18 protein-coding genes are annotated in these 20,610 nt (G+C 71.6%); 2 read left to right on the top strand and 16 right to left on the bottom strand.

The features are described 5' to 3' along the window. Positions 1-43: 43 nt before the first annotated feature. From lepB (ACFYPN_RS21465) to ACFYPN_RS21425, 9 genes are all read right to left on the bottom strand, one after another. A complete protein-coding gene (lepB, locus tag ACFYPN_RS21465) occupies positions 44-931 on the bottom strand; it encodes a signal peptidase I (RefSeq protein ID WP_358756810.1) in 888 nt (295 codons plus the stop codon). Beyond that, positions 834-1,934: a signal peptidase I gene (gene lepB, locus ACFYPN_RS21460; RefSeq protein ID WP_389300148.1), complete on the bottom strand. Its 1,101-nt coding sequence runs from the start codon at positions 1,932-1,934 to the stop codon at positions 834-836. Before lepB (ACFYPN_RS21460) ends, lepB (ACFYPN_RS21465) begins: the two co-directional genes overlap by 98 nt. Next, complete coding sequence (lepB, locus tag ACFYPN_RS21455; RefSeq protein WP_389300145.1) at positions 1,927-2,787, bottom strand: signal peptidase I; 861 nt, start codon at positions 2,785-2,787, stop codon at positions 1,927-1,929. The genes lepB (ACFYPN_RS21460) and lepB (ACFYPN_RS21455) overlap by 8 nt, the downstream gene beginning before the upstream one ends. A gap of 45 nt (positions 2,788-2,832) precedes the next feature. After that, positions 2,833-3,183 carry a 50S ribosomal protein L19 gene (gene rplS / locus ACFYPN_RS21450; protein WP_266709644.1) on the bottom strand — a complete coding sequence of 117 codons (351 nt, stop codon included), beginning with the start codon at positions 3,181-3,183 and terminating at the stop codon, positions 2,833-2,835. 130 nt (positions 3,184-3,313) lie between these two features. Then, positions 3,314-4,135, bottom strand: a complete 822-nt coding sequence (gene trmD, locus ACFYPN_RS21445; protein ID WP_358756650.1) for a tRNA (guanosine(37)-N1)-methyltransferase TrmD — start codon at positions 4,133-4,135, stop codon at positions 3,314-3,316. Next, positions 4,135-4,770: a ribosome maturation factor RimM gene (rimM, locus tag ACFYPN_RS21440; protein WP_358756648.1), complete on the bottom strand. Its 636-nt coding sequence runs from the start codon at positions 4,768-4,770 to the stop codon at positions 4,135-4,137. Before rimM ends, trmD begins: the two co-directional genes overlap by 1 nt. A 187-nt stretch (positions 4,771-4,957) precedes the next feature. Beyond that, positions 4,958-5,197: an RNA-binding protein gene (locus ACFYPN_RS21435; RefSeq protein WP_014153811.1), complete on the bottom strand. Its 240-nt coding sequence runs from the start codon at positions 5,195-5,197 to the stop codon at positions 4,958-4,960. A gap of 2 nt (positions 5,198-5,199) precedes the next feature. Next, a complete protein-coding gene (rpsP, locus tag ACFYPN_RS21430; RefSeq protein ID WP_266709635.1) occupies positions 5,200-5,631 on the bottom strand; it encodes a 30S ribosomal protein S16 in 432 nt (143 codons plus the stop codon). 156 nt (positions 5,632-5,787) lie between these two features. Further along, positions 5,788-6,381, bottom strand: coding sequence for a hypothetical protein (locus ACFYPN_RS21425; protein WP_358756646.1), 594 nt, complete (start codon positions 6,379-6,381; stop codon positions 5,788-5,790). Positions 6,382-7,146: 765 nt separating this feature from the next. Here ACFYPN_RS21425 and ACFYPN_RS21420 point away from each other — a divergent pair. Beyond that, positions 7,147-8,025, top strand: coding sequence for a methyltransferase domain-containing protein (locus ACFYPN_RS21420; RefSeq protein ID WP_358756644.1), 879 nt, complete (start codon positions 7,147-7,149; stop codon positions 8,023-8,025). 85 nt (positions 8,026-8,110) lie between these two features. Here ACFYPN_RS21420 and ftsH read toward each other — a convergent pair whose 3' ends face one another. The 6 genes from ftsH to ACFYPN_RS21390 form a co-directional block, all read right to left on the bottom strand. Then, positions 8,111-10,039, bottom strand: coding sequence for an ATP-dependent zinc metalloprotease FtsH (gene ftsH / locus ACFYPN_RS21415; RefSeq protein ID WP_358756642.1), 1,929 nt, complete (start codon positions 10,037-10,039; stop codon positions 8,111-8,113). A 218-nt stretch (positions 10,040-10,257) separates the two neighbouring features. After that, on the bottom strand, positions 10,258-11,814 hold the full coding sequence (ffh, locus tag ACFYPN_RS21410) for a signal recognition particle protein (RefSeq protein ID WP_358756640.1): 1,557 nt from the start codon (positions 11,812-11,814) through the stop codon (positions 10,258-10,260). 204 nt (positions 11,815-12,018) lie between these two features. Beyond that, entirely contained in the window at positions 12,019-14,469 is a 2,451-nt protein-coding gene (locus ACFYPN_RS21405; protein ID WP_358756638.1) for a [protein-PII] uridylyltransferase, read from the bottom strand. A 31-nt stretch (positions 14,470-14,500) separates the two neighbouring features. After that, positions 14,501-14,839: a P-II family nitrogen regulator gene (locus ACFYPN_RS21400; protein WP_299533529.1), complete on the bottom strand. Its 339-nt coding sequence runs from the start codon at positions 14,837-14,839 to the stop codon at positions 14,501-14,503. Beyond that, on the bottom strand, positions 14,836-16,185 hold the full coding sequence (locus ACFYPN_RS21395) for an ammonium transporter (protein ID WP_358756636.1): 1,350 nt from the start codon (positions 16,183-16,185) through the stop codon (positions 14,836-14,838). Before ACFYPN_RS21395 ends, ACFYPN_RS21400 begins: the two co-directional genes overlap by 4 nt. 344 nt (positions 16,186-16,529) lie before the next feature. Continuing rightward, positions 16,530-18,005, bottom strand: coding sequence for a hypothetical protein (locus ACFYPN_RS21390; RefSeq protein WP_358756634.1), 1,476 nt, complete (start codon positions 18,003-18,005; stop codon positions 16,530-16,532). 444 nt (positions 18,006-18,449) lie between these two features. Here ACFYPN_RS21390 and ACFYPN_RS21385 point away from each other — a divergent pair, with 444 nt between their 5' ends. Continuing rightward, entirely contained in the window at positions 18,450-19,103 is a 654-nt protein-coding gene (locus ACFYPN_RS21385; RefSeq protein WP_389300137.1) for a bifunctional DNA primase/polymerase, read from the top strand. A 108-nt stretch (positions 19,104-19,211) separates the two neighbouring features. Here the strand turns inward: ACFYPN_RS21385 and ftsY are convergent, their stop codons facing one another. Further along, entirely contained in the window at positions 19,212-20,414 is a 1,203-nt protein-coding gene (gene ftsY / locus ACFYPN_RS21380; RefSeq protein WP_358756630.1) for a signal recognition particle-docking protein FtsY, read from the bottom strand. Between the last annotated feature and the right edge of the window lie 196 nt (positions 20,415-20,610).

Below are 20,610 nucleotides of genomic sequence, written 5' to 3'. Positions count from 1 at the left end.
GTCCCCCATCGGAGATCGACAATCGCTGATCCGAGTCGGCACACTACCCGTCGGTACGCCCGGGGGTCAGCCTCCTGCGACGCCAGAAGACCAGCGGAAGCGCTCCGGCCACTCCGAGCGCGGCCGGAGCGGCCGCCGCGGCGGCGTTCAGGCCGGACTGGTCGAAGGTGCCGGGCACCGGCAGCGTCGCCCAGCGGTTGACGGGCCAGGCCACCAGCACGGCCCGGCCGACGACGTCGTCGACGGAGACGGTGCCCTGGCCGGGGAGGTTCTGGTGGTAGCGGGAGTCCAGGGAGTTCTGGCGGTGGTCGCCCATGACCCAGATCCGGCCGTCCGGAACCTTGATCGGGCCGAACGGCTTGTCGTCGCAGGGAGTGTTGCCCGGGTAGATGAAGGACTTCTCGTCCAGCGCCTTCCCGTTCACCGTGACGGGGCCGTTCTGCTTGCACTCCACCGTGTCGCCGCCCACCGCGATGACCCGCTTGATCAGGTCCTTCTCCTCGGCGGACGGCATGAGCCCGATGAAGCTGAGGAACTTCTGCGCGACGTTCGGATCGGGGGTGGTCGTGCCCTCCAGCCAGCCACCCGGGTCGTGGAAGACGACGACCTCACCGCGTTCCGGTTCGGAGCCGAACCACGGGGTGAGCTTGTCCACCAGCACCCGGTCGCCGCGCTGGAGCGTGTCCTGCATGGAGTCCGAGGGAATCGAGAACGCCTGGACCAGGAAGGTCTTGATCAGCAGTGCCAGGACGAGCGCGATGCCGATGAGGAGCGGGAGCTCCTTCCAGAAGGAGCGCTGTTTGGGGCCTCCGGCGGCACCGTCGGGAGTGTCGTCATCCCCCGTCCGGTGCGCCCCCGTCTCCGACGGATCCCCGGTCCGTCCGGGCCGGTCCTCGGGTTCGTCGTGTCCGGATCGTGCGCCGACCGCCAAATCCCCCACATCCACTCCTCACTCCGTGCCACCGCCCACGCCGGATGCGACGCAGGCCCATCACTCCCATAACGAGCGGGAGTTCCGCAGGGGTCGGGAGCGGGATCATTCCGTAGGGATCCTGGTGGGACACACTATGCGAGACGCCGGAAGCGGCCGACGCTCCCGCCGCCGCGTCCGGGACCCCGGCGAACGCGTCGCGCTGCCCCAGCGAGGCCCAGCTCCCCAGCGGCCAGGCGATGACCACGGCGCGCCCCACGACGTCCGACAGCGGCACAGTGCCGTCGAAGCCGTTGCCCAGGTGGTAGCGGGAGTCGGCGGAATTGGACCGGTGGTCGCCCATGACGAAGATCCGGCCCTCGGGAACCTTTACCTCGAATTGGATGGCCGATGGCACATCCCCAAGGTTCAGATAGGGCTCGTCGACGGCGACGCCGTTGACCGTGAGCCGGCCGTCCTTGCCGCAGCACTTCACGGTGTCCCCGCCGACCCCGACCACGCGCTTGATCAAGTCCTGTTCATCGGCGGAGGGCAGCAGTCCGATGAAGGTGAGGAACTCCTGTCCCTGCCGGACGCCGGCCGGCGCACTGCTGGTGCTCGCCGTCCCGCTCTCCCCCAGCCAGCCCCCGGGGTCCTTGAAGACCACCACGTCGCCCCGGTGCGGCTCCGCGTGGAACCACGGCGTCAGCTTGTCGACCAGGACCCTGTCGCCGATCTTGATGGTCTGTTCCATCGACCCCGAGGGGATCACGAAAGCCTGCACGAGGAAGGTCTTGAGGACCAGCGCGATCAGCAGCGCGAACACCAGCAGGAGGGGCACCTCGACCACCCGGGACCTGCGGCGCCGTCGCACGACCCGTCGCGCCAGCCTCCGCCGCTCGGCCCGGGTCGGTGCCGTACGGCCGCCCTCGGTCCCGGTCTGCGGCTCGGACCCGTCCGCGTCGGCGGGGCGGCAGGAGGCATCCTCCGCGGCGGAGCGGCTCGCGCGGCCGCGGCTACCCATGCGCGTCACCCGGCTCCGGTACGCCGTCGAACGCGCCGCCGGAACCGGCCGGCACTCCCGTCCGGCTCCAGGGCCAGCCGATCCGGTCCACCCGTCCGATCACCTGGTCCACGGGCACCATGCCGCCCCCGGGCTCGCCGAGGTGGTCGCGCGAGTCGCTGGAGCGGTCGCGGTGATCGCCCATCATCCAGAGGGTGCCGTCGGGCACGACGATGTCGAACGGCACCCTGGACGGGGCGTCTCCCCGGTGCAGGTACTCCTCGTCCAGGGGGGTGCCGTTCACCTCCAGCCGGCCGGCGCGGTCGCAGCAGGCCACGTGGTCGCCGCCCACCCCGACGACCCGCTTCACGAAGTCGGTGTCCGGGGGGTCGGCCAGCCCGAGCACCGCGGCGGCTCCGCGCAGCAGACCGGCGACGGGGCTCTGGCCGGCGGCCTCAGGGACGAAGGAGCCGGTGCCGTCGAAGACCACCACGTCGCCCCTCTCCGGCCCGGAGCCGAAACGGTAGGCCAGCTTGTTCACGAGCACCCGGTCCCCCACCCGCAGCGTGGACTCCATGGAGCCGCTCGGGATGAGGAAGGGCTGTACGACGAACGCGCCGAGGAGGAGGACGGCGGCCGGCAGGGCGGCGCAGATCAGGGCCGCCCGCCGCAGCGCCGGTCTGCGTCCGGTCCGCCCACCGTCGTCGGGGCCCGGCTCACCGGACGCACCGGAGGCAGGGGACTCACCTGGCTCGGCCGGCCCGTCCCCGGAGTCCCCGGAGTCCCCGGAACGCGAAAAGCGCGACCGCGCCCCCGGACCATTCGCAGGTCCCGAGGAGCGATCGCGCTTCGTGTGCTGTTCTTCCGTGTCCATCGCGGCCGAAGCTTATCCGGCCGCGCTGTGGACGTCGGTGTCAGCTCAGCGGTCGCGCTTCTCCTTGATCTTCGCGGCCTTGCCGCGCAGCTCACGGAGGAAGTACAGCTTGGCGCGACGGACGTCACCGCGGGTGACGAGCTCGATCTTCTCGAAGATCGGGCTGTGCACCGGGAAGGTGCGCTCGACGCCGACGCTGAAGGAGACCTTGCGGACCGTGAAGGTCTCGCTGACGCCCGCGCCCTGGCGGCGGATGACGATGCCCTTGAACTGCTGGATACGGGAGCGGTTGCCCTCGATCACGCGCACGTGGACGTTGACGGTGTCACCGGCGCGGAACGCCGGGAGGTCCGAACGCAGGGAGGCGGCGTTGACGCCATCGAGCAGGGAAGCCATTTTGTCTGCTTTCTTCGCCGATGCCACAGGTCATCGACGGGAGATCGTGAGGAAGATCGAAGTGCTGATCACGCCGGGCGGACGTCGTTCCCCCTGTGGCAGGGGCGCACGTCGGACGTACAGCAGCTGCTCATTCTTCCACGGGGGAAGGCCTGCGCCAAAATCGGCCGCCGGGCTCGGGCGCCCAGCCGAGGATGGAGAGGATCTCGCGATCCTTCTTGTCGAAGTCGCTCGCGGCGCAGCGCTCGATCAGATCGGGCCTGTTCAGCGCGGTTCGGGCGAACGCCTGGTCCCGCCGCCACCGCGCGATCCTCCCGTGGTGGCCGGTGAGCAGCACGTCGGGGATGACCCGGCCGCGCCACTCGGGGGGCTTGGTGTAGACGGGGCCCTCCAGCAGGTTGGCCATCGCCCCGGGGGCGAAGGAGTCGTCGCGGTGCGACTCGGCGTTGCCGAGGACGCCGGGCAGCAGGCGGGCCACGGCCTCGGTGACGACGAGCACGGCCGCCTCCCCTCCGGCCAGGACGTAGTCCCCGATGGAGACCTCGACGACCGGCATGCGGGTGGCGTACTCCTCCATCACGCGGCGGTCGATGCCCTCGTACCGCGCCGGGGTGAAGACCAGCCAGGGCCGCTCGGAGAGTTCGACCGCGAGTTCCTGGGTGAAGGGGCGTCCGCTGGGCGTGGGCACGACCATGACGGGGCTGTGCGCGCCGGCCTCGTAGCCGTCGGCGAGCACCTGGTCGAGGGCGTCGCCCCAGGGCTCGGTCTTCATGACCATGCCGGGGCCGCCGCCGTAAGGGGTGTCGTCCACGGTGTTGTGCCGGTCGTACGTCCACTCCCGCAGATCGTGGACCTGCACGTCGAGGCTGCCCCGGGCGCGGGCCTTGCCCACGAGCGAGACGTTCAGCGGGTCGAGGTACTCGGGGAAGATGGTGACGACGTCGAGACGCATTACGCCTTGCTCCCCGCACCGGCCCCGGAGCCGTCGTCCGTCCCGGAGTCACCGTCGCTCCCGGTCCCCGCACCCTCGGCCCGGGTCCCGGGTTCCTCGTCGCGCGAGGACGCGACGACCGCCTCGCTCGCGTCGATCAGACCGGGCGGCGGGTCGATGACGGCCCGCTGCTCCTCCAGGTCGATCTCGGTGACGATCTCCTCCACGAACGGGATCATCACTTCGCTGCCGTCCGGACGCTCCACGATGAAGAGGTCCTGCGAGGGCAGGTGGGTGATCTCGATGATCCGGCCGATCTCGGTACCGTCCACCAGGACCACGTCGAGGTCCATCAGCTGGTGGTCGTAGAACTCCTCCGGGTCCTCGGGGAGTTCCTCGGGGTCCACGTCGGCGATCAGCAGGGTGTTGCGCAGCGCCTCGGCCGCGGTCCGGTCGCTCACGCCCGCGAAGCGGAGCAGCAGCCGGCCGCTGTGCACCCGGCCGGTCTCGATCGTAAGGGGTCCCACGGCCGCCGGCTCGGTGGCGAGCACGGCACCCGGACCGAGTCGCAGCTCCGGCTCGTCCGTGCGGACCTCGACGGTGACTTCGCCCTTGATGCCGTGGGCGCGGCCGATCCGCGCAACTACCAACTGCACGCTGATTCTCCGATTGATGGGGCGGACGGTGACGTCCGGCGGGAGCCGGGCGACAGCGCCGGGGGTACGGGAGGGCCGCCCCGGGCACCACTGGGCCCGTGTCTGGCGATGCCTCGGGGCCGGAGCGACGACAAGGGCCGGGGACGGCTGTGAAGCCCTCCCCGGCCCTGGCCGGTGTTCAACCTTTTCAGCGCACCTGGTCCACGTCGACGAGGTCGACACGGATGCCACGGCCGCCGATGGCGCCCACGACCGTGCGCAGAGCACGCGCGGTGCGGCCGTTGCGGCCGATCACCTTGCCGAGGTCGTCGGGGTGTACCCGGACCTCCAGCACGCGTCCGCGGCGCAGATCACGCGAGGCGACCTGCACATCGTCGGGGTTGTCGACGATGCCTTTCACGAGGTGCTCGAGAGCCTCCTCGAGCATGCTCAGGCCTCGGTCGACTCGGCAGCGTCGGCCGCCTCGTCAGCCTTCTTCTCGGACTTCTTGGCCTTCGGGGTGATGGCCTCACCCTTGGCCTCGTCGCCGTCGGAGGTCAGGGCCTCGAACAGGGCGCGCTTGTCGGCCTTGGGCTCCGGCTGCAGCAGCGGCGCGGGGGCCGGGAGGCCCTTGTGCGCCTGCCAGTCACCGGTGAGCTTCAGGATCGCCAGGACGGGCTCGGTCGGCTGGGCGCCGACGGACAGCCAGTACTGCGCGCGCTCCGCGTTGACCTCGATGCGGGACGGGTTCTGCACCGGGTGGTACAGGCCGATCTCCTCGATGGCCCGGCCGTCACGGCGGGTGCGGGAGTCGGCGACGACGATGCGGTAGTGAGGCGAACGGATCTTGCCCAGACGCTTCAGCTTGATCTTGACTGCCACGGAAGTGGTGTCTCCTGGTCTTGACGGGATTGGGCACAACAAAATGCCACGTGGGGTTGTGGCACTCGAGGTGCCCGATGGACGCGTCAGCCGGAGGAGAGAGGGGTCCTGTTCGACTGTCGAGTGCAGCTGTCCATTGTGCCACACACCGTCGACTCACCCCACCGCGACGGTGGCTTCCGGGATACGGAACGGCTTGCCGCAACCGCCGCACACGATCGGCGCCTGGGCGAGGACCGAGGGGACGACGCGGACGTTGCGTCCGCAGTCGCAGACGGCCTTGACGCGGACGCCGCCGCCGGACGAGCCGTGCCGGGCTGCGGGCCCCCGGAACGACCGCTTGGTGTCGGCCGCCGTCGCCACGGTGTGCGCCTTGAGCGCGCGCTGGAGCCGTTCGGCCGTGGGGCGGTACCGCCTCCTGGCCTCCGCGTTGAGAGTGACCAGCGAGAAGCCGCTGCTGGGATGGGGCTCCTCGGTGTGGTCGAGGCCCAGCTCTTCGGCGATCGCGAGAAAACGTCGGTTGTGGTAACGGCCGGCGCGGGAGGTGTCGCGGACACCTCGGGCGGCGGCGATGCCGTGGACTGCCTCGTGGAGCAGTCGCTCGAAGGAGAGTTCGGCGCCACAGGCGGACGAGGACTCTCCGATCAGGGACTCGGGTGCGGCGAGATCGGGCAGCTCGGGGTGGTACCGCTGAATGTCGGCCCACGCCTGTGCCAGCTCTGCGGCAAGTACAGGTGGTGTCGTGCTCACGTCGTGATAACGAGCCGGAGGGCCTCGGTGTTCCTATTCCGGGGCATCCCAAATAATTTGCACGTACCAGCCGGTTGACGGCGATGCCATGTGTACGCGGGCGGGTACGCCGATCTGCGGAGAAGCTTCACAGCTCACACCAAGGTCGTACGTAGTAACGCGTAGGCGATCCCGTCGAGTGGGCGGGTCCGGACGGGTCCGTACTTCCCGCACGCCGTCACGCACCGCCCGGAGCCCGGGTCCGCCCGCGACGACGGGGCCCTCGCCCGGTCGGGGGCGAGGCTACCGGGCCCGCCCTCGGGACGGAGCACCGGCCCCGTACCCGGTCCGGGGCGTGCGCGGGCCCGAGCGCCACGAACACCCCGGACCACCACCCCCGCTACCGCCCCTGACCCCGCCCCGCGCGGGCGGGGAACGCTCGACGTGCTGAGCCCCGCGTGTCGGGTAAGACTGGGCGGAAGGAACGGGAGGCCCGCCCTCCCGGCGTCCCCGTCCCACCGCGGGCCGCCGGACCGCTTGGCGCCACCCGCGGACCCGCAGGGCCCGCGAAGCTGATCGGTACCGCCTTCCCGACGGCGAGAGTCGGCGGTCCGGCGCAGCCCCCGCCCGTGGAGGGCGCACCACCGGGGCGCGCAATGAATGACCCTGCGCCCCCTGGACGCGGCGGCCGATGCGCAGTTCCCTGACATACGGGGATGCGGACGCCCGCACTCGAGGGCGCGCATTCGGGCACGACCGAACCCTCTTGGCGATTGGGGTACATCCATGACACCAACGCTCGTCCGGCACCACAGGTACGCGGACACCCCCGCTCCGGTGGACACCGGTACCCGTGCCCGCGACTGGGCAGAGATCCAGGAGCGGATGCTGTCGCCGCTGTACGAAGCGGTCTACGAGAGGCTCGAAGTCGGGTCCGGCACCCGCATGCTCTCCCTCGGCTGCGGTTCGGGACTCGCGCTGTTGATCGCGGCGGCCCGCGGGGCCCGGGTCACCGGTGTGGACACCGACCACGACCGGCTCGCGCTGGCCCGGGAGCGGCTGCTCCCGCCCGGGGCGGAGGGGCCGGCCGGCCGGCCCGGACCGTACGCAGCCGGCGTCGGCGCACCGCCACGACTCGTCGACTCCGTCCCGGCGGTGCCCGCGGACGGAGTCCCGTACGACCTGCTGACCGCTTTCGATCCGATCGGCTGCACGGCGGGCGACTCCGAGGAACTCGTCCCCGCACTGAAGGCCGCCGTACCGCTGGCGGCCCGGGGCGCGACCGTCGTACTGACCGGCTGGGGGCCGCCCGAGAGGTGCGCCACGGCCGGGGTGCTGGAGGTGGCGGACCGGCTCGCGAACCCGTCCGGCGGCGAGCACTCCGGCGCAGGGCGTCCGGCGCGGCGGGACGATCTGGAGGAGGTCGCCTCCCGGGCGGGGCTGAAACCGGACGGCTCGGGCCGGGTGTCCTGCCCGTTCGGCTACGCCGGGCCGGAGAGCGCGGTTCGCGGACTGCTCTCGACCGGGTTCTTCGACGCGGCGGTGGCGGCCACGGACCGCGGTCGGGTCGCCGAGGAGATCGCGGAGGCGCTGCGACCGCACCGGCGGTCCGACGGCACGGTGTGGATGCCGAACGTCTTCCGCTACCTGGTCTGCGTCTGCTGAGACCCACCCGCCCGCGCGCCGCGTGTGCGGGGGACGGGCGGGTGCCCGTCCCCCGCACACGGCTGTGTGGCATCCCGCATCCCGCTCACACCGGGGGCGGTTTCTCCAGCCGGGTGATCCCGGCGGCGCGGTACGCCTCCGCCTCCTCCAGCGTCTCGTTCGCCAGCAGCGCCTCGGCGAGCGAGTCGAGCCGGTCGCGGTTCTCCCGCAGCAGCCGGCAGGCGTCCTCGTAGCACTCGTCGACGATGCGCCGCATCTCCTCGTCGATCGCGTCCAGGGTGGCGGGCGCCGCCGACAGCCCGTACGCCTGCTGGGCGTCGGCCGGGATGGCCGTGAGCCTGCCGACCCGGTGGCTCATCCCCCACCGTCCGACCATGCCCCGCGCCAGGCTGGTGACCTGTTCCAGGTCGCTCTCGGCGCCCGTGGTGATCACGTCGTAGACCACGTGCTCCGCGGCCATGCCGCCGAGGGCGCCGATGATCCTCCCGCGCAGATAGTCCTCGGTGTACGCGTACTTGTCGGCGTCCGGCGTGGAGAGCGTGACCCCCAGGGCCCGGCCGCGCGGCACGATGGTGACCTTGCGCACCGGGTCGGCGCCCGGCTGGAGCATGCCGAGGAGGGCGTGGCCGCTCTCGTGGTAGGCGGTCCTGCGGCGCTCCTCCTCCGGCATGACCAGCGGCCGTTCGGCGCCGAGCTGGACCTTCTCCAGGGCCTGCGAGAGGTCCGTCTGCCCGACCTCGTCCCCCTTGCGCTTGACGGCCAGCAGCGCCGCTTCGTTGGCGAGGTTGGCGAGGTCGGCACCGGTCATCCCCGGGGTGGCCGCGGCCACCCGGGAGAGGTCGACACCGTCGGCGAGCGGAATCCGCCGGGTGTGGATCTTCAGGATCGCCTCGCGGCCGCCCCGGTCCGGCGGGCTGACCTGCACGATGCGGTCGAATCTGCCGGGCCGGGTGAGGGCGGGGTCGAGTACGTCGGCCCGGTTGGTCGCGGCCAGCACGATCACGCCCTCGGAGCCCGAGAAGCCGTCCATCTCGGTGAGGATCTGGTTGAGCGTCTGCTCGCGCTCGTCGTGGCCGCCCATGCCGGCGCTGCCGCCCCGGACGCGGCCGATGGTGTCGATCTCGTCGATGAAGACGATGGCGGGAGCGACCTTGCGGGCCTCGGCGAAGAGTTCGCGCACCCGGCCCGCGCCCACCCCGACGATCATCTCGATGAACTCGGAAGCGGACGCGGAGAAGAACGGCACCCCGGCTTCGCCCGCGACGGCGCGCGCCAGCAGCGTCTTGCCGGTGCCGGGCGGCCCGGCGAGGAGGACCCCGCCCGGCATGCGGGCGCCCATCTTCCGGTAGGCCTCGGGATTCTTCAGGAAGTCGACGACGTCGTTGAGTTCGCCCTCCACCTCGTCGATGCCGGCCACGTCGGCGAAGGTGGTGCGGGTGGAGCTCTCCAAGGCAACCGGTTTGGGCGGCGCCTTGCGGCCGAAGCCGCCCATGCCACCGCCCGGGCCGCCGCGCGACATCCGCCGGGCGATGAACACCCAGAGCAGGACGAGGAGCAGCATCGGTGCCAGCGAGATCAGGAGGTTGGCGAGGAAACTGCGCTGCTGGACGACCGGTTCCGCGGTGACGGTGACGTCGTCGTGGACCAGTTCGTCCCACAGACTGTCGTCCGCGAAGGCGGGCCGCTGGGTGGTGAACTTGGTGTACTCGGTGTCCTCGCCGGGGACCTTCGCCTTCTTCTTCAGCTCGCCCTGGATGGCGTCACCCTTGGAGTAGATCTTGGAGACGTTCCCGGCGCCGACCTGTTTGGTGAACTCGGTGTAGGCGATGGTCGGCTCGTCGTCGCCGTTGAAGAAGGAGAGCACCAGGTTGGCGAGGAGGTAGACGATCAGCGCGGTGAGCAGCAGCCGTCCCCAGCCGCCGGGCATCTTGCGCCGTTGCGGCGGGGGCGGCGGTGCCCCTTCGGAACGCCAGGGCTGGTCGGGGCGATCGCGGGGAGGTACGGGGGTGGTCACACGCTCTCCTCTGCCGACGACCGTGAGTGGCGGTATTCGCGACATTAGGTGAGAAAGCACGCAGAAGCCCCTGGAGAGTCCGCCCCCTGGGCCGTACGCGGCACGCCCGGGGCCCGCCCCGGGGGCACGCGGCGGCACACGGAAGGGGCGCGCACCGTCGTGGTGCGCGCCCCTTTTCGCGTACTGCGGACGCCCGTGACCGGACCCGCTCGCGGCGGTCAGCCCATGAACTTCTTGAACTCGTCCGGCAGCTCGAAGTCCTTGCCCTGGGGGGCCTGGCCGGGTACGCCGAGGGCGTTGCCCTGGGCGGCCGCCTGCTCGCGACGGTCCGCGGCGGCCTGCTCCTCGGCCTTGCGCTTCATCGGGTTGCCGCTCTTGCGCTTGCCCTTGGCCTGCTTGATCTGCTTCTTCTGCCGACCGGGGCCGCCACCCATGCCCGGCATCCCCGGCATCCCCGGCATTCCGCCGCCCTGGGCCATCCGCGACATCATCTTGCGGGCTTCGAAGAAGCGCTCCACGAGGTTCTTCACCGCGGAGACCTCGACGCCCGAGCCCTTGGCGATACGGGCCCGGCGCGAGCCGTTGATGATGGTCGGCTCGGCGCGCTCCTTGGGCGTCATCGACTTGATGATCGCGGCGGTGCGGTCCACGTCGCGCTCGTCGATGTTGGCGATCTGGTCCTTGATCTGCCCCATGCCGGGCAGCATGCCGAGCAGCTTGGAGATGGAGCCCATCTTGCGGACCTGCTCCATCTGCGACAGGAAGTCGTCGAGCGTGAAGTCCTTGCCCTTGCTCGACGCCAGCTTGGAGGCCATTTTGGCGGCCTCTTCCTGGCTGAACGTCTTCTCCGCCTGCTCGATGAGGGTGAGCAGGTCACCCATGTCGAGGATGCGGGAGGCCATGCGGTCCGGGTGGAAGGCGTCGAACTCGTCGAGCTTCTCGCCGTTGGACGCGAACATGATCTGCTTGCCCGTGACGTGGGCGATCGACAGGGCGGCACCACCGCGGGCGTCACCGTCGAGCTTGGAGAGCACCACGCCGTCGAAGCCGACACCGTCGCGGAATGCCTCCGCGGTGTTGACCGCGTCCTGGCCGATCATCGCGTCGACGACGAAGAGGATCTCGTCCGGGCTGACGGCGTCGCGGATGTCCGCGGCCTGGCGCATCAGCTCCTGGTCGATACCGAGGCGGCCGGCGGTGTCGACGATGACGATGTCGTGGACCTTGGCCTTGGCGTACTCGATGGAGTCCTTCGCGACCTTCACCGGGTCGCCGACGCCGTTGCCCGGCTCCGGCGCGTACACCGCGACGCCCGCGCGCCCGGCGACGACACTCAGCTGGTTGACGGCGTTGGGGCGCTGGAGGTCACAGGCGACGAGGAGCGGGGAGTGCCCCTGCCCCTTGAGCCAGAGGCCGAGCTTTCCGGCGAGGGTCGTCTTACCGGCACCCTGGAGGCCCGCGAGCATGATCACGGTGGGCGGGTTCTTGGCGAACCGCAGCCGCCGGGTCTCCCCGCCGAGGATGGAGACGAGCTCCTCGTTGACGATCTTGACGACCTGCTGCGCCGGGTTCAGCGCGCCGGAGACCTCGGCGCCGCGCGCCCGCTCCTTGACGTTGGCGATGAAGGCGCGCACCACCGGAAGCGCGACGTCCGCTTCGAGCAGGGCGATACGGATCTCGCGAGCCGTGGCGTCGATGTCCGCCTCGGACAAGCGGCCCTTGCCCCGGAGGTTCTTGAAAGTCGCGGCAAGGCGGTCGGAGAGAGTATCGAACACGGCGCTCGTCGGTCCTCAGGGTCGGGGGCGTGGCAGGTCGCCTCCTAGAGTATCCGGCCCGGGCGGGCGGCCGTCCTCGCCGGTGGCGATCGGTACGTACGGGGAAGGCGCACGACGGCGCGAGGCAGCGGCGGCGGTACGGGCACAGGGTTCGCGCCTTCGCCCGTACCGCCGCCCCCGGGTCGGGAGCCGGGGGCGGCCCGCTCAGCGCAGGGCGGCCTCCAGCGACTTCGCCACGGTGGCGGCCTCCTCGTCGGAGAGGACCGTCCCGTCGGGGCGTGTGACGTAGACGGTGTCCACCGCGTTGGCGCCGAGCGTCGCGACGTGGGCCGAGCGCACCCGTACCACGCTGTCCTCCAGCGCCTGGCCGATCCGGTGCAGCAGCCCCGGGGCGTCCTGCGCGCGGACCTCGATGACCGTGGCCTGCCGCGAGGCGGCGGAGGCGACCGTGACCCGGGGCGGCGGGGCCTTGATGCCGCGCCGCCGGGGATAGGCGGACTCCCGTTCGGCGAGCCGGGCCTGGATGTCGAGCCCTCCGTCGAGCACCCGCAGGAGGTCGGTGCGGAGGCGGGAGACCTGCGGCAGCTCGCCGTACTCGGCGGCCACCCGCCAGCTGAGCAGCAGCAGGTCGGCGGATTCGCCCAGCTCGGTGGGGAGCTCCACGGCGCGCAGGTCGGCGGCCCGGACGGTGAGGCGGTGCAGGGCGAGCACCCCCGCGACGGCGGGCAGGACCCCCGGCCGGTCCGGCAGCGCGATGAGGAGTTCGACGCCGACCGGGCCCGGTTCGCCGGACTCGGAGGGCGGTTCGGGCTGGGTGTGCAGGGCGAGGACGGGTTCGCGGGTGCGCAGCGCCTCGACGGCGAGGCGCTCCTGTTCGGCGTCGGGCACGGCGGGCCCGGGGTCGGCGGGTGCCGCTCCGGCCAGGACGGCCGCCACCCGTCCGACGAGGTCGTCGACGAGGGAGGCGCGCCAGGTGCTCCAGGCGGCGGGTCCGGTGGCCAGCGCGTCGGCTTCGGTGAGGGCGTGGAGCAGTTCGAGGGTGGAGGCGGAGCCGACCGCCTCGGCGACCGAGGAGACGGTGTCGGGATCGTCCAGGTCGCGGCGGGTCGCGGTCTCGATGAGCAGCAGGTGCTGCCGTACGAGAGTGGCGACGACGGCGACGTCGGCCTTGTCGAAGCCGATGCGGGTGGCCATGTCGCGGGCGATGACCTCGCCGGCGACGGAGTGGTCACCGGGCCAGCCCTTGCCGATGTCGTGCAGCAGGGCGGCGACCAGCAGCAGGTCGGGGCGCCCGACCCGGCGGGTCAGGGAGGCGGCACGGACGGCGGTCTCCACGAGGTGGCGGTCGACGGTCCAGGTGTGGACGGCGTTGCGCTGGGGGCGGCAGTGGACGCGTTCCCAGTCGGGCAGCAGCCGGGTGACGATGCCCTCGGCTTCGAGGGCCTCCCACACTGCGATCGTCGCCTCGCCCGCGCCGAGCAGGGTGACCAGTTCCTCGCGGGCCTCGGGGGGCCAGGGTACGGAGAGGGGCGCCGCCGCTCCGGCGAGGTGACGCACCAGGTGGCGGGAGAGCGGGAGCCCGGACTCGGCGGCCGCCGCGGCGGCCCGGAGGGTCAGCACGGGGTCGCGCTCGGGGCGCGCGGAGCGGGCGAGGACGACCTCGCCGTCCGCCTCGACCACCCCTTCGGCGAGCGGGGTGCGTTCGGGTGCGGGTTTGGCGCCGCCGAGCATCGCGCGCAGGCGGGGGCGCATCGACCGGGCGCGCAGGACGCGGTCGACCTCGCGCCAGGTGACGTCGGAGGCGTACGAGATGGTGCGGGCGGCCTCGTACACCTGGCGGAGCAGGGCGTCGGCGTCGAGCAGGCCGAGGGCCTCGGCGACCTGGTCCTGTTCCTGGAGGGCGAGCCGGTCGGTGGCCCGGCCGGTCACGAGGTGCAGGGCGTCACGGGTGTCGAGAAGGACGCGGCGGGCTTCGAGGAGTCCTTCGCGGGGGGCGTCGGCCACCCAGGAGGCGGCGACGGCGCGCAGGGCGGTGGCGTCGCGGAGGCCGCCCCGGGCCTCCTTGAGGTCGGGCTCCAGGAGGAACTGGAGTTCGCCCATGCGTTCGGCCCGCTCCTGGCAGAGCGCGTGGAGGGCGGGCAGCCGCTTGGGGGCCTGGTTGCGCCAGTCCGCGAGGACGTGGGTGCGCAGCGCGGTGACGAGGCCGACGTCGCCGGCGACCGCGCGGGCGTCCAGCAGGCCGAGGTGGACCTTGAGGTCGTCGACGGCGGCCTTGCGTGCCTCCGTCGGGGTGCGTACGGAGTGGTCGAGCGCGAGGCCCAGGTCCCAGACGGGGTACCACATGCGGTCCGCCAGGGCGGAGACGGCTCCGGCGTCGGCCGAACCGTCGTGCAGCAGGAGGAGATCGAGGTCGCTGCGCGGGGAGAGTTCGCCGCGGCCGTAGCCGCCGACGGCGACGAGAGCGGCGCCGCGTACGCCCGCGTGTTCGGCGGCAGCGGTGAAGAGGCCGTTCAGCCAGTCGTCGGTGAGGCCGGCCAGGGCCGAACGGCGCGGCGGCCCGGACCGCGTCTCCTGCTGGAGGAGGCGCAGCCGGGCCGCCGCGTAGCCGCTGGGTCCCGAGTCTTCGGTTTCGGTGGTCACTTCGGTACTCGTCACCCAGTTGCCTTCCGTTCCACGGGCTTTGGTGTCAGAGAGCGTCCGGGCCGCGTTCGCCGGTCCGTACCCGGACCGCCGTGTCGACCGGAACGCTCCAGACCTTGCCGTCCCCGATCTTGCCGGTTCTGGCGGCCTTCACGACGACGTCGATGAGCTGTTCGGAGTCCTCGTCCTCGACGAGGACCTCGATACGGATCTTGGGTACCAGGTCGACGGTGTACTCGGCACCGCGGTAGACCTCGGTGTGGCCGCGCTGGCGTCCGTAGCCGCTGGCCTCGGTCACCGTCAGCCCCTGGACGCCGAAGGCCTGCAGGGCCTCCTTGATCTCGTCCAGCCGGTGGGGCTTCACGACCGCTGTGATGAGCTTCATGCGTCCACCTTCTTGATCGGAGCTGCCGGGGTGTCCAGGACCGGTGCGGCGGTGCGGGAGACCGTGCCGCCGCCGGCGCCGCTGAAGTCGTAGGCAGTCTCGGCGTGTTCGACCTGGTCGATGCCGGATACCTCGTCGTCCTCGGTGACCCGCATCCCCATCGTCTTGTCGACGAGGAAGGCGAGGATCGCGGACACCACCAGAGAGTAGGCCAGGACGGAGAAGACTCCTACGGCCTGCTTGCCGAGCTGGTCGAGACCGCCGCCGTAGAAGAGGCCCTTGGCGTCGGACTGGACACCGCCGGTGGCGAAGAACCCGATGAGCAGCGAGCCGGCGACACCGCCGACGAGGTGGACTCCGACGACGTCGAGCGAGTCGTCGTAGCCGAACCTGTACTTCAGGCCGACCGCCATGGCGCAGAGGAGACCCGCGATGACACCGACGGCGATGGCACCGAGGGGGCTGACCGCCCCGCCCGAGGGGGTGATGGCGACGAGACCGGCGACGGCACCGGAGGCGGCGCCGAGGGTGGTGAAGGAGCCGTGGCGCAGCTTCTCGTACCCGAGCCAGGCGAGCATCGCGGCGGCGGTGGCGACCTGCGTGTTGACGAACATCACGGCGCCCACGCCGTCGTCGTTGCCGAGCCAGGAGCCGGCGTTGAAGCCGAACCAGCCGAACCACAGGAGGCCGGCGCCGAGCATGACGAGCGGCAGGCTGTGCGGCCTCATCGGGTCACGCTTGAAGCCGACGCGCTTGCCGATCACGAGGATCACGCCGAGGGCCGCGGCACCGGCGTTGATGTGGACGGCCGTACCGCCGGCGAAGTCGATGACGCCCAGCTCGAAGAGCCAGCCGCCCGCGCCCCAGACCCAGTGGGCGACAGGGAAGTAGACCACGGTCACCCAGAGGGTGATGAAGAGCGCCCAGGCGCTGAACTTCACGCGGTCGGCGAGAGCACCGCTGATCAGGGCCGGGGTGATGATGGCGAACATCAGCTGGAAGACGGCGAAGACGTACACCGGGATGGTGTAACCGTCCCAGAGCTCGTTCAGGCCGATGCCGCTGAGGCCGACGTAATCGGACGACCAGCCGATGAGGGAGCCGGAGTCGGTGCCGAAGGCGAGGCTGAATCCGTAGAGCACCCACAGGATCGTCACGATCCCGAGGCTGATGAAGCTCATCATCAGCATGTTCAGGCTGCTCTTGACGCGGACCATGCCTCCGTAGAAGAAGGCCAGGGCCGGGGTCATGAGCATCACCAGGGCCGAGCAGATGAGCATGAACCCGGTGTTGGCGGCAGACAGCTGGGGTGCGTCTGCGGCAAGCGTCGTGATGCCTGGGGGCATCGGCGTCTCCTCGTCGTCGGAGCGGCCGCGGCGTGCGGGGGAAGGCTGCGGGACCACTGGAAAAAAGGTGCGGGCCTTATGCGCCATGAGATTGGCGGAGCACCATTTCCAGGAATGCCGCTCGGTGTTTCGCCGCAGTGACGAAGCCGCCCGGAGTGTTACGTCGGCATGAACCCGGAGCGACGTAACCGGTGTCCCGCCTACCATGCGGTCCATGCCGCATACGGTGCGGTTGAAGTCCCGCGACACGCGAACCGGCCACGGCGACCCTCGCCCACCTGGCGCGGAAGAGCCCGGCCGGTGGTTGCGGGGTGGTCGCCGCGGCCAGTGGGCGCGGGGCCGGATCAGACCGCTTCGGCGGTCTCCGGCAGTTGGTCCCCGAGCGCGTCGGTGAGGTGCGCGACGTCGGCCACGTCCCCGAAGTCCCTGGCAGCGGCGTCGACGGTCTTGCGCAGACGGGTGTTGACCCGCTCGGAGCGGACCTTCTTGGCGACGGCGAGCGCCTGGCCGGCCAGCACCATGGCCTGCTCGGGCTCGCGCTGGAGCAGACGGACCGTGGCCATGCCGATGAGGTTGAGCGCGTACGAGCGGTGGTGCTCGTCGTCCTCGGCGAACAGCTCGACGGCTCTGGCCATGGCGGGTGCGGCGAGCGAGGCGTACGTCGGGCTGCGGCCGGCGACATAGGCCAGGTCGCGGTAGGAGTGGGCGTTCTCGCCGTTGAGTTCGGCCTCGGAGAAGAACTTGATCCAGTCGGGCTCGGGTTCGTCGTCCAGACCGGCGTCGTCGAAGGTGTCCATGGCCATGCGGACCGCGCGCTTGCACTTTCCGGGCTGGCCCATGTTGGCGTGGGCGCGGGCCTCCATCGCATACAGCATCGACTGGGTCCGGGCCGTCGCGCACTCGCGGCTGCCGTACTGCGCGAGGTGGATCAACTCCAGGGCGTCGTCCGGGCGGCCGAGGTGGATCATCTGCCGGCTCATGCTGGAGAGGATGTACGAGCCCAGCGGCTTGTCCCCGGCCTCCTTGGCCGCGTGCAGGGCGAGGACGAAGTACTTCTGAGCGGTGGGCTGGAGACCGACGTCGTAACTCATCCAGCCCGCCAGTTCGGCGAGTTCGGCGGCGCAGCGGAAGAGCCGGACGGCGGTGGCCGCGGGCTGGGGCTCCTGCAACAGGTCGGTGACCTCGTGGAGTTGGCCGACGACCGCCTTGCGGCGCAGTCCGCCACCGCACTGCGCGTCCCACTGGCGGAACATCGCCGTGGTGGACTCCAGCAGGTCGAGTTCGGGCTTGGAGAGGCGGGACGGGCGGCGTGCGGCGGCGGGTGATTCGGGTTCGGCCGGCCCGGTGGGGGTGACCGGCACCAGCCAGCGCTGCATGGGCTCGATCAGCGTGGGTCCGGCGGCGAGCTGGAGCGAGGAGCCGAGGAAGCCCCGGCGGGCGAGCATCAGGTCGCTGCGGGAGAACTCGCTGAGCAGGGCGACGGTCTGCGGCCCCGCCCAGGGCAGGTCCACCCCCGAGACGGAGGGCGAGGTGTGGGCGGTCCGCAGCCCGAGGTCCTCCACGGCGACGACGCTGCCGAAGCGTTCCGAGAAGAGCTCCGAGAGGATGCGGGGGATCGGCTCGCGGGGCTGTTCGCCGTCGAGCCACCGCCGTACGCGCGAGGTGTCGGTACTGATGTGGTGGGCACCCATCTGGCGGGCCCGCCGGTTGACCTGGCGGGCGAGCTCCCCCTTGGACCAGCCGCTGCGCACGAACCATGATCCCAATTGCCCGTTGGGGCGCTTTCCGGCATTCGTATCGCCTGCGCCACTGCCACTCACCGGAACGCCCCCATCTCGCCGGAACCTCTTCGCGCGAAGCCCTGCCCAGCTACTCAGAATGCCGTAACCCGGTACCGCCCGTACGGAAGTTGCCCGCCATCGAACAAGAAATCGGGTTGCCATCGGCATACCCGAGGGTGCTCATACTCCCAGAGTCCGCGTACCGACGGTAATCCTACGATCACCCACGCGGCGAGGGCGAATGCAGAAACGCCACCATTCGCCACCCCTTCGAATGAAGCTCTCCGGCGCGGGGCGCGCTTGACTTGACAGGCGCCGAACAACAGGGGGCGTGAAGGAGTGCTCCGGGTGGTGCGGATCTCATCGCACCATTCCCGAGTGCTCCCGCGCGCCGCCCATTCGGGGGCGACCACCGGCGGTTCGCCGGATCGCGGAACCCCGCCGCCACGTAACCATCGGCGCGCCGGACCCGTTGGAGGGGGCATGGGCTTCACGATCGGCGGTATCCGTGGGCTGCGATCCGGGTCGCGGCACCGCGACCGCACGCCCGGGAGTACGGCCGTGGCGCAGTACACCGGCCTGTGGGGATGGGCCGTACGGCCCGGCGCCCGCGCACGGACCGGCTCCCGCACCTGCTCCTGCGGCGACCGGCGCTGCGCCGCGCCCGGCGCCCATCCGCTGGAGTCCGCCCGCGAGGTTCCCGCCGGAGCTTCCCTCGACGACGCGGCCTGCGCCTGGGCCGAGGTCCCCGGAGCCTCGATGATGCTGCCGGTGGGCCGGGTCTTCGACATCCTGGAGGTGGCGGAGGCGGCGGGCCGACGGGCACTGGTCCGGCTGGAGCGGATGGGGTTGCCGCTCGGCCCGGTGGCGGTCACCCCGGACGGCCGGGCCCAGTTCTTCGTCGCCCCCGGAGCCGCCGCCCAGCTTCCGGAGCTGCTCTACCGGATGGGCTGGGACGACGCCCCGCTCGACCTGCGCGCCCTCGGGCCGGGCACCCACATCACCGCGCCGCCCTGCGACCTCGGCGGCCTCGGTCCGGTCCGCTGGCTGCGCCCCCCGGCCCTGGACACGGCGACCGCTCCCCCGCCGGCCCGGTTGCTGCTCGGCACCCTGGCGTACAGCTGCCACCGCACGTAACCACGGGAGACCGGGCCGCTCCTCGCAACCCGCACGCACGCCGATGGGCGGCGGCCCCGGATCGGGGGCCGCCGCCCATCGGCGTGCGAACTGCGTTTCGAGGAGCGGTCAGTCGCCGATCAGCGCGTCGACGAAGGCGCCCGGCTCGAACGGGGCCAGGTCGTCCGGCCCCTCGCCGAGCCCGATGAGCTTCACCGGGACGCCCAGCTCGCGCTGGACCGCGATGACGATGCCGCCCTTGGCGGTGCCGTCGAGCTTGGTCAGGACGATGCCGGTGATGTCCACGACCTCGGCGAAGACCCGGGCCTGGACCAGACCGTTCTGGCCGGTGGTGGCGTCGAGCACGAGCAGGATCTCGTCGAGCGGGCCGTGCTTCTCCACGACGCGCTTGACCTTGCCGAGCTCGTCCATCAGGCCGGTCTTGGTGTGCAGCCGGCCGGCCGTGTCGATGAGTACGACGTCCGCGCCCTCGGCGATGCCTTCCTTCACGGCGTCGAAGGCGATCGACGCGGGGTCGCCGCCCTCGGGACCGCGTACCGTACGCGCTCCGACGCGCTCGCCCCAGGTCTGGAGCTGGTCGGCGGCGGCGGCACGGAAGGTGTCGGCCGCGCCGAGAACCACGCTGCGGCCGTCGGCCACCAGCACCCGGGCCAGCTTGCCGGTCGTGGTGGTCTTGCCGGTGCCGTTGACACCGACGACCATGACGACGCCCGGGGTCTCGGCGCCGCCCTCGGTCCTGACCTCACGGTCGAATTCGGGGGCCAGCAGGGTGATCAGCTCTTCGCGCAGCAGGGCGCGGAGTTCCTCGGGGGTCCGGGTGCCGAGCACCCGGACGCGTTCGCGCAGCCGCTCGACGAGCTCCTGGGTGGGAGCCACGCCGACGTCGGCGGTGAGGAGGGTCTCCTCGATCTCCTCCCAGGTGTCCTCGTCGAGGTTGTCCCGCGACAGGAGCGTGAGCAGCCCCTTGCCGAGGGAGTTCTGCGAGCGGGCGAGCCGGGCCCGGAGCCGTACGAGACGGCCCGCGGTGGGCTCGGGGACGTCGAGGGCGGGGGCCTCCGCCGCGGCGGCCGGGGCTTCCCCGGCGGGGGCCTCGGTGCCCGGGAGACCGGTTTCCTCGGTGGTGCGCCGCGCTTCGTCGCGCGGCGCCTCGGACTCCTCGCCGGCACGGGGTTCGGCGGGAGGAGTGATGGTCGGCGTGCTCGACGGCGCCGAGGGCGGCAGCTGCTTCTTCTTGCGGCTGCTGACCACGAGCCCGCTGATCAGGCCGACAGCGACCAGGGCGATGACTACAGCAAGGATGACGATTTCCATAACCCGTCCAGTATCGGCCACGGGCGGGGCCGGAGAGGTGCCTCGGAGTGCCCCTCGGCATCCGGTGCCCCACTTTGCGCCTTTTGGCGGTCATTGCGGTGAGCGGAGACACGGGACGCGGCGAATTACGGGGCTCGGGCGGACTCGGTGGGCTCGGTGGGCGCAGCACCTCACCCGTACGGCGCCGGGAACACCG

The sequence above is a fragment of the Streptomyces sp. NPDC005576 genome (genome assembly GCF_042871745.1).
Taxonomy (GTDB): Bacteria; Actinomycetota; Actinomycetes; order Streptomycetales; family Streptomycetaceae; genus Streptomyces.
The sequence above is the reverse complement of the archived record's forward strand: the minus strand, read 5'-3'. Positions and strand labels throughout refer to the sequence as shown.

What these genes read in the sequence shown, in the direction of transcription:
- lepB (WP_389300148.1), bottom strand. Translation starts at nt 1,934, where the DNA reads ATGGGTAGCCGCGGCCGCGCGAGCCGCTCCGCCGCGGAGGATGCCTCC.
- lepB (WP_389300145.1), bottom strand. Translation starts at nt 2,787, where the DNA reads ATGGACACGGAAGAACAGCACACGAAGCGCGATCGCTCCTCGGGACCT.
- rplS (WP_266709644.1), bottom strand. Translation starts at nt 3,183, where the DNA reads ATGGCTTCCCTGCTCGATGGCGTCAACGCCGCCTCCCTGCGTTCGGAC.
- trmD (WP_358756650.1), bottom strand. Translation starts at nt 4,135, where the DNA reads ATGCGTCTCGACGTCGTCACCATCTTCCCCGAGTACCTCGACCCGCTG.
- ACFYPN_RS21435 (WP_014153811.1), bottom strand. Translation starts at nt 5,197, where the DNA reads ATGCTCGAGGAGGCTCTCGAGCACCTCGTGAAAGGCATCGTCGACAAC.
- ACFYPN_RS21420 (WP_358756644.1), top strand. Translation starts at nt 7,147, where the DNA reads ATGACACCAACGCTCGTCCGGCACCACAGGTACGCGGACACCCCCGCT.
- ACFYPN_RS21400 (WP_299533529.1), bottom strand. Translation starts at nt 14,839, where the DNA reads ATGAAGCTCATCACAGCGGTCGTGAAGCCCCACCGGCTGGACGAGATC.
- ACFYPN_RS21395 (WP_358756636.1), bottom strand. Translation starts at nt 16,185, where the DNA reads ATGCCCCCAGGCATCACGACGCTTGCCGCAGACGCACCCCAGCTGTCT.
- ACFYPN_RS21385 (WP_389300137.1), top strand. Translation starts at nt 18,450, where the DNA reads ATGGGCTTCACGATCGGCGGTATCCGTGGGCTGCGATCCGGGTCGCGG.
- ftsY (WP_358756630.1), bottom strand. Translation starts at nt 20,414, where the DNA reads ATGGAAATCGTCATCCTTGCTGTAGTCATCGCCCTGGTCGCTGTCGGC.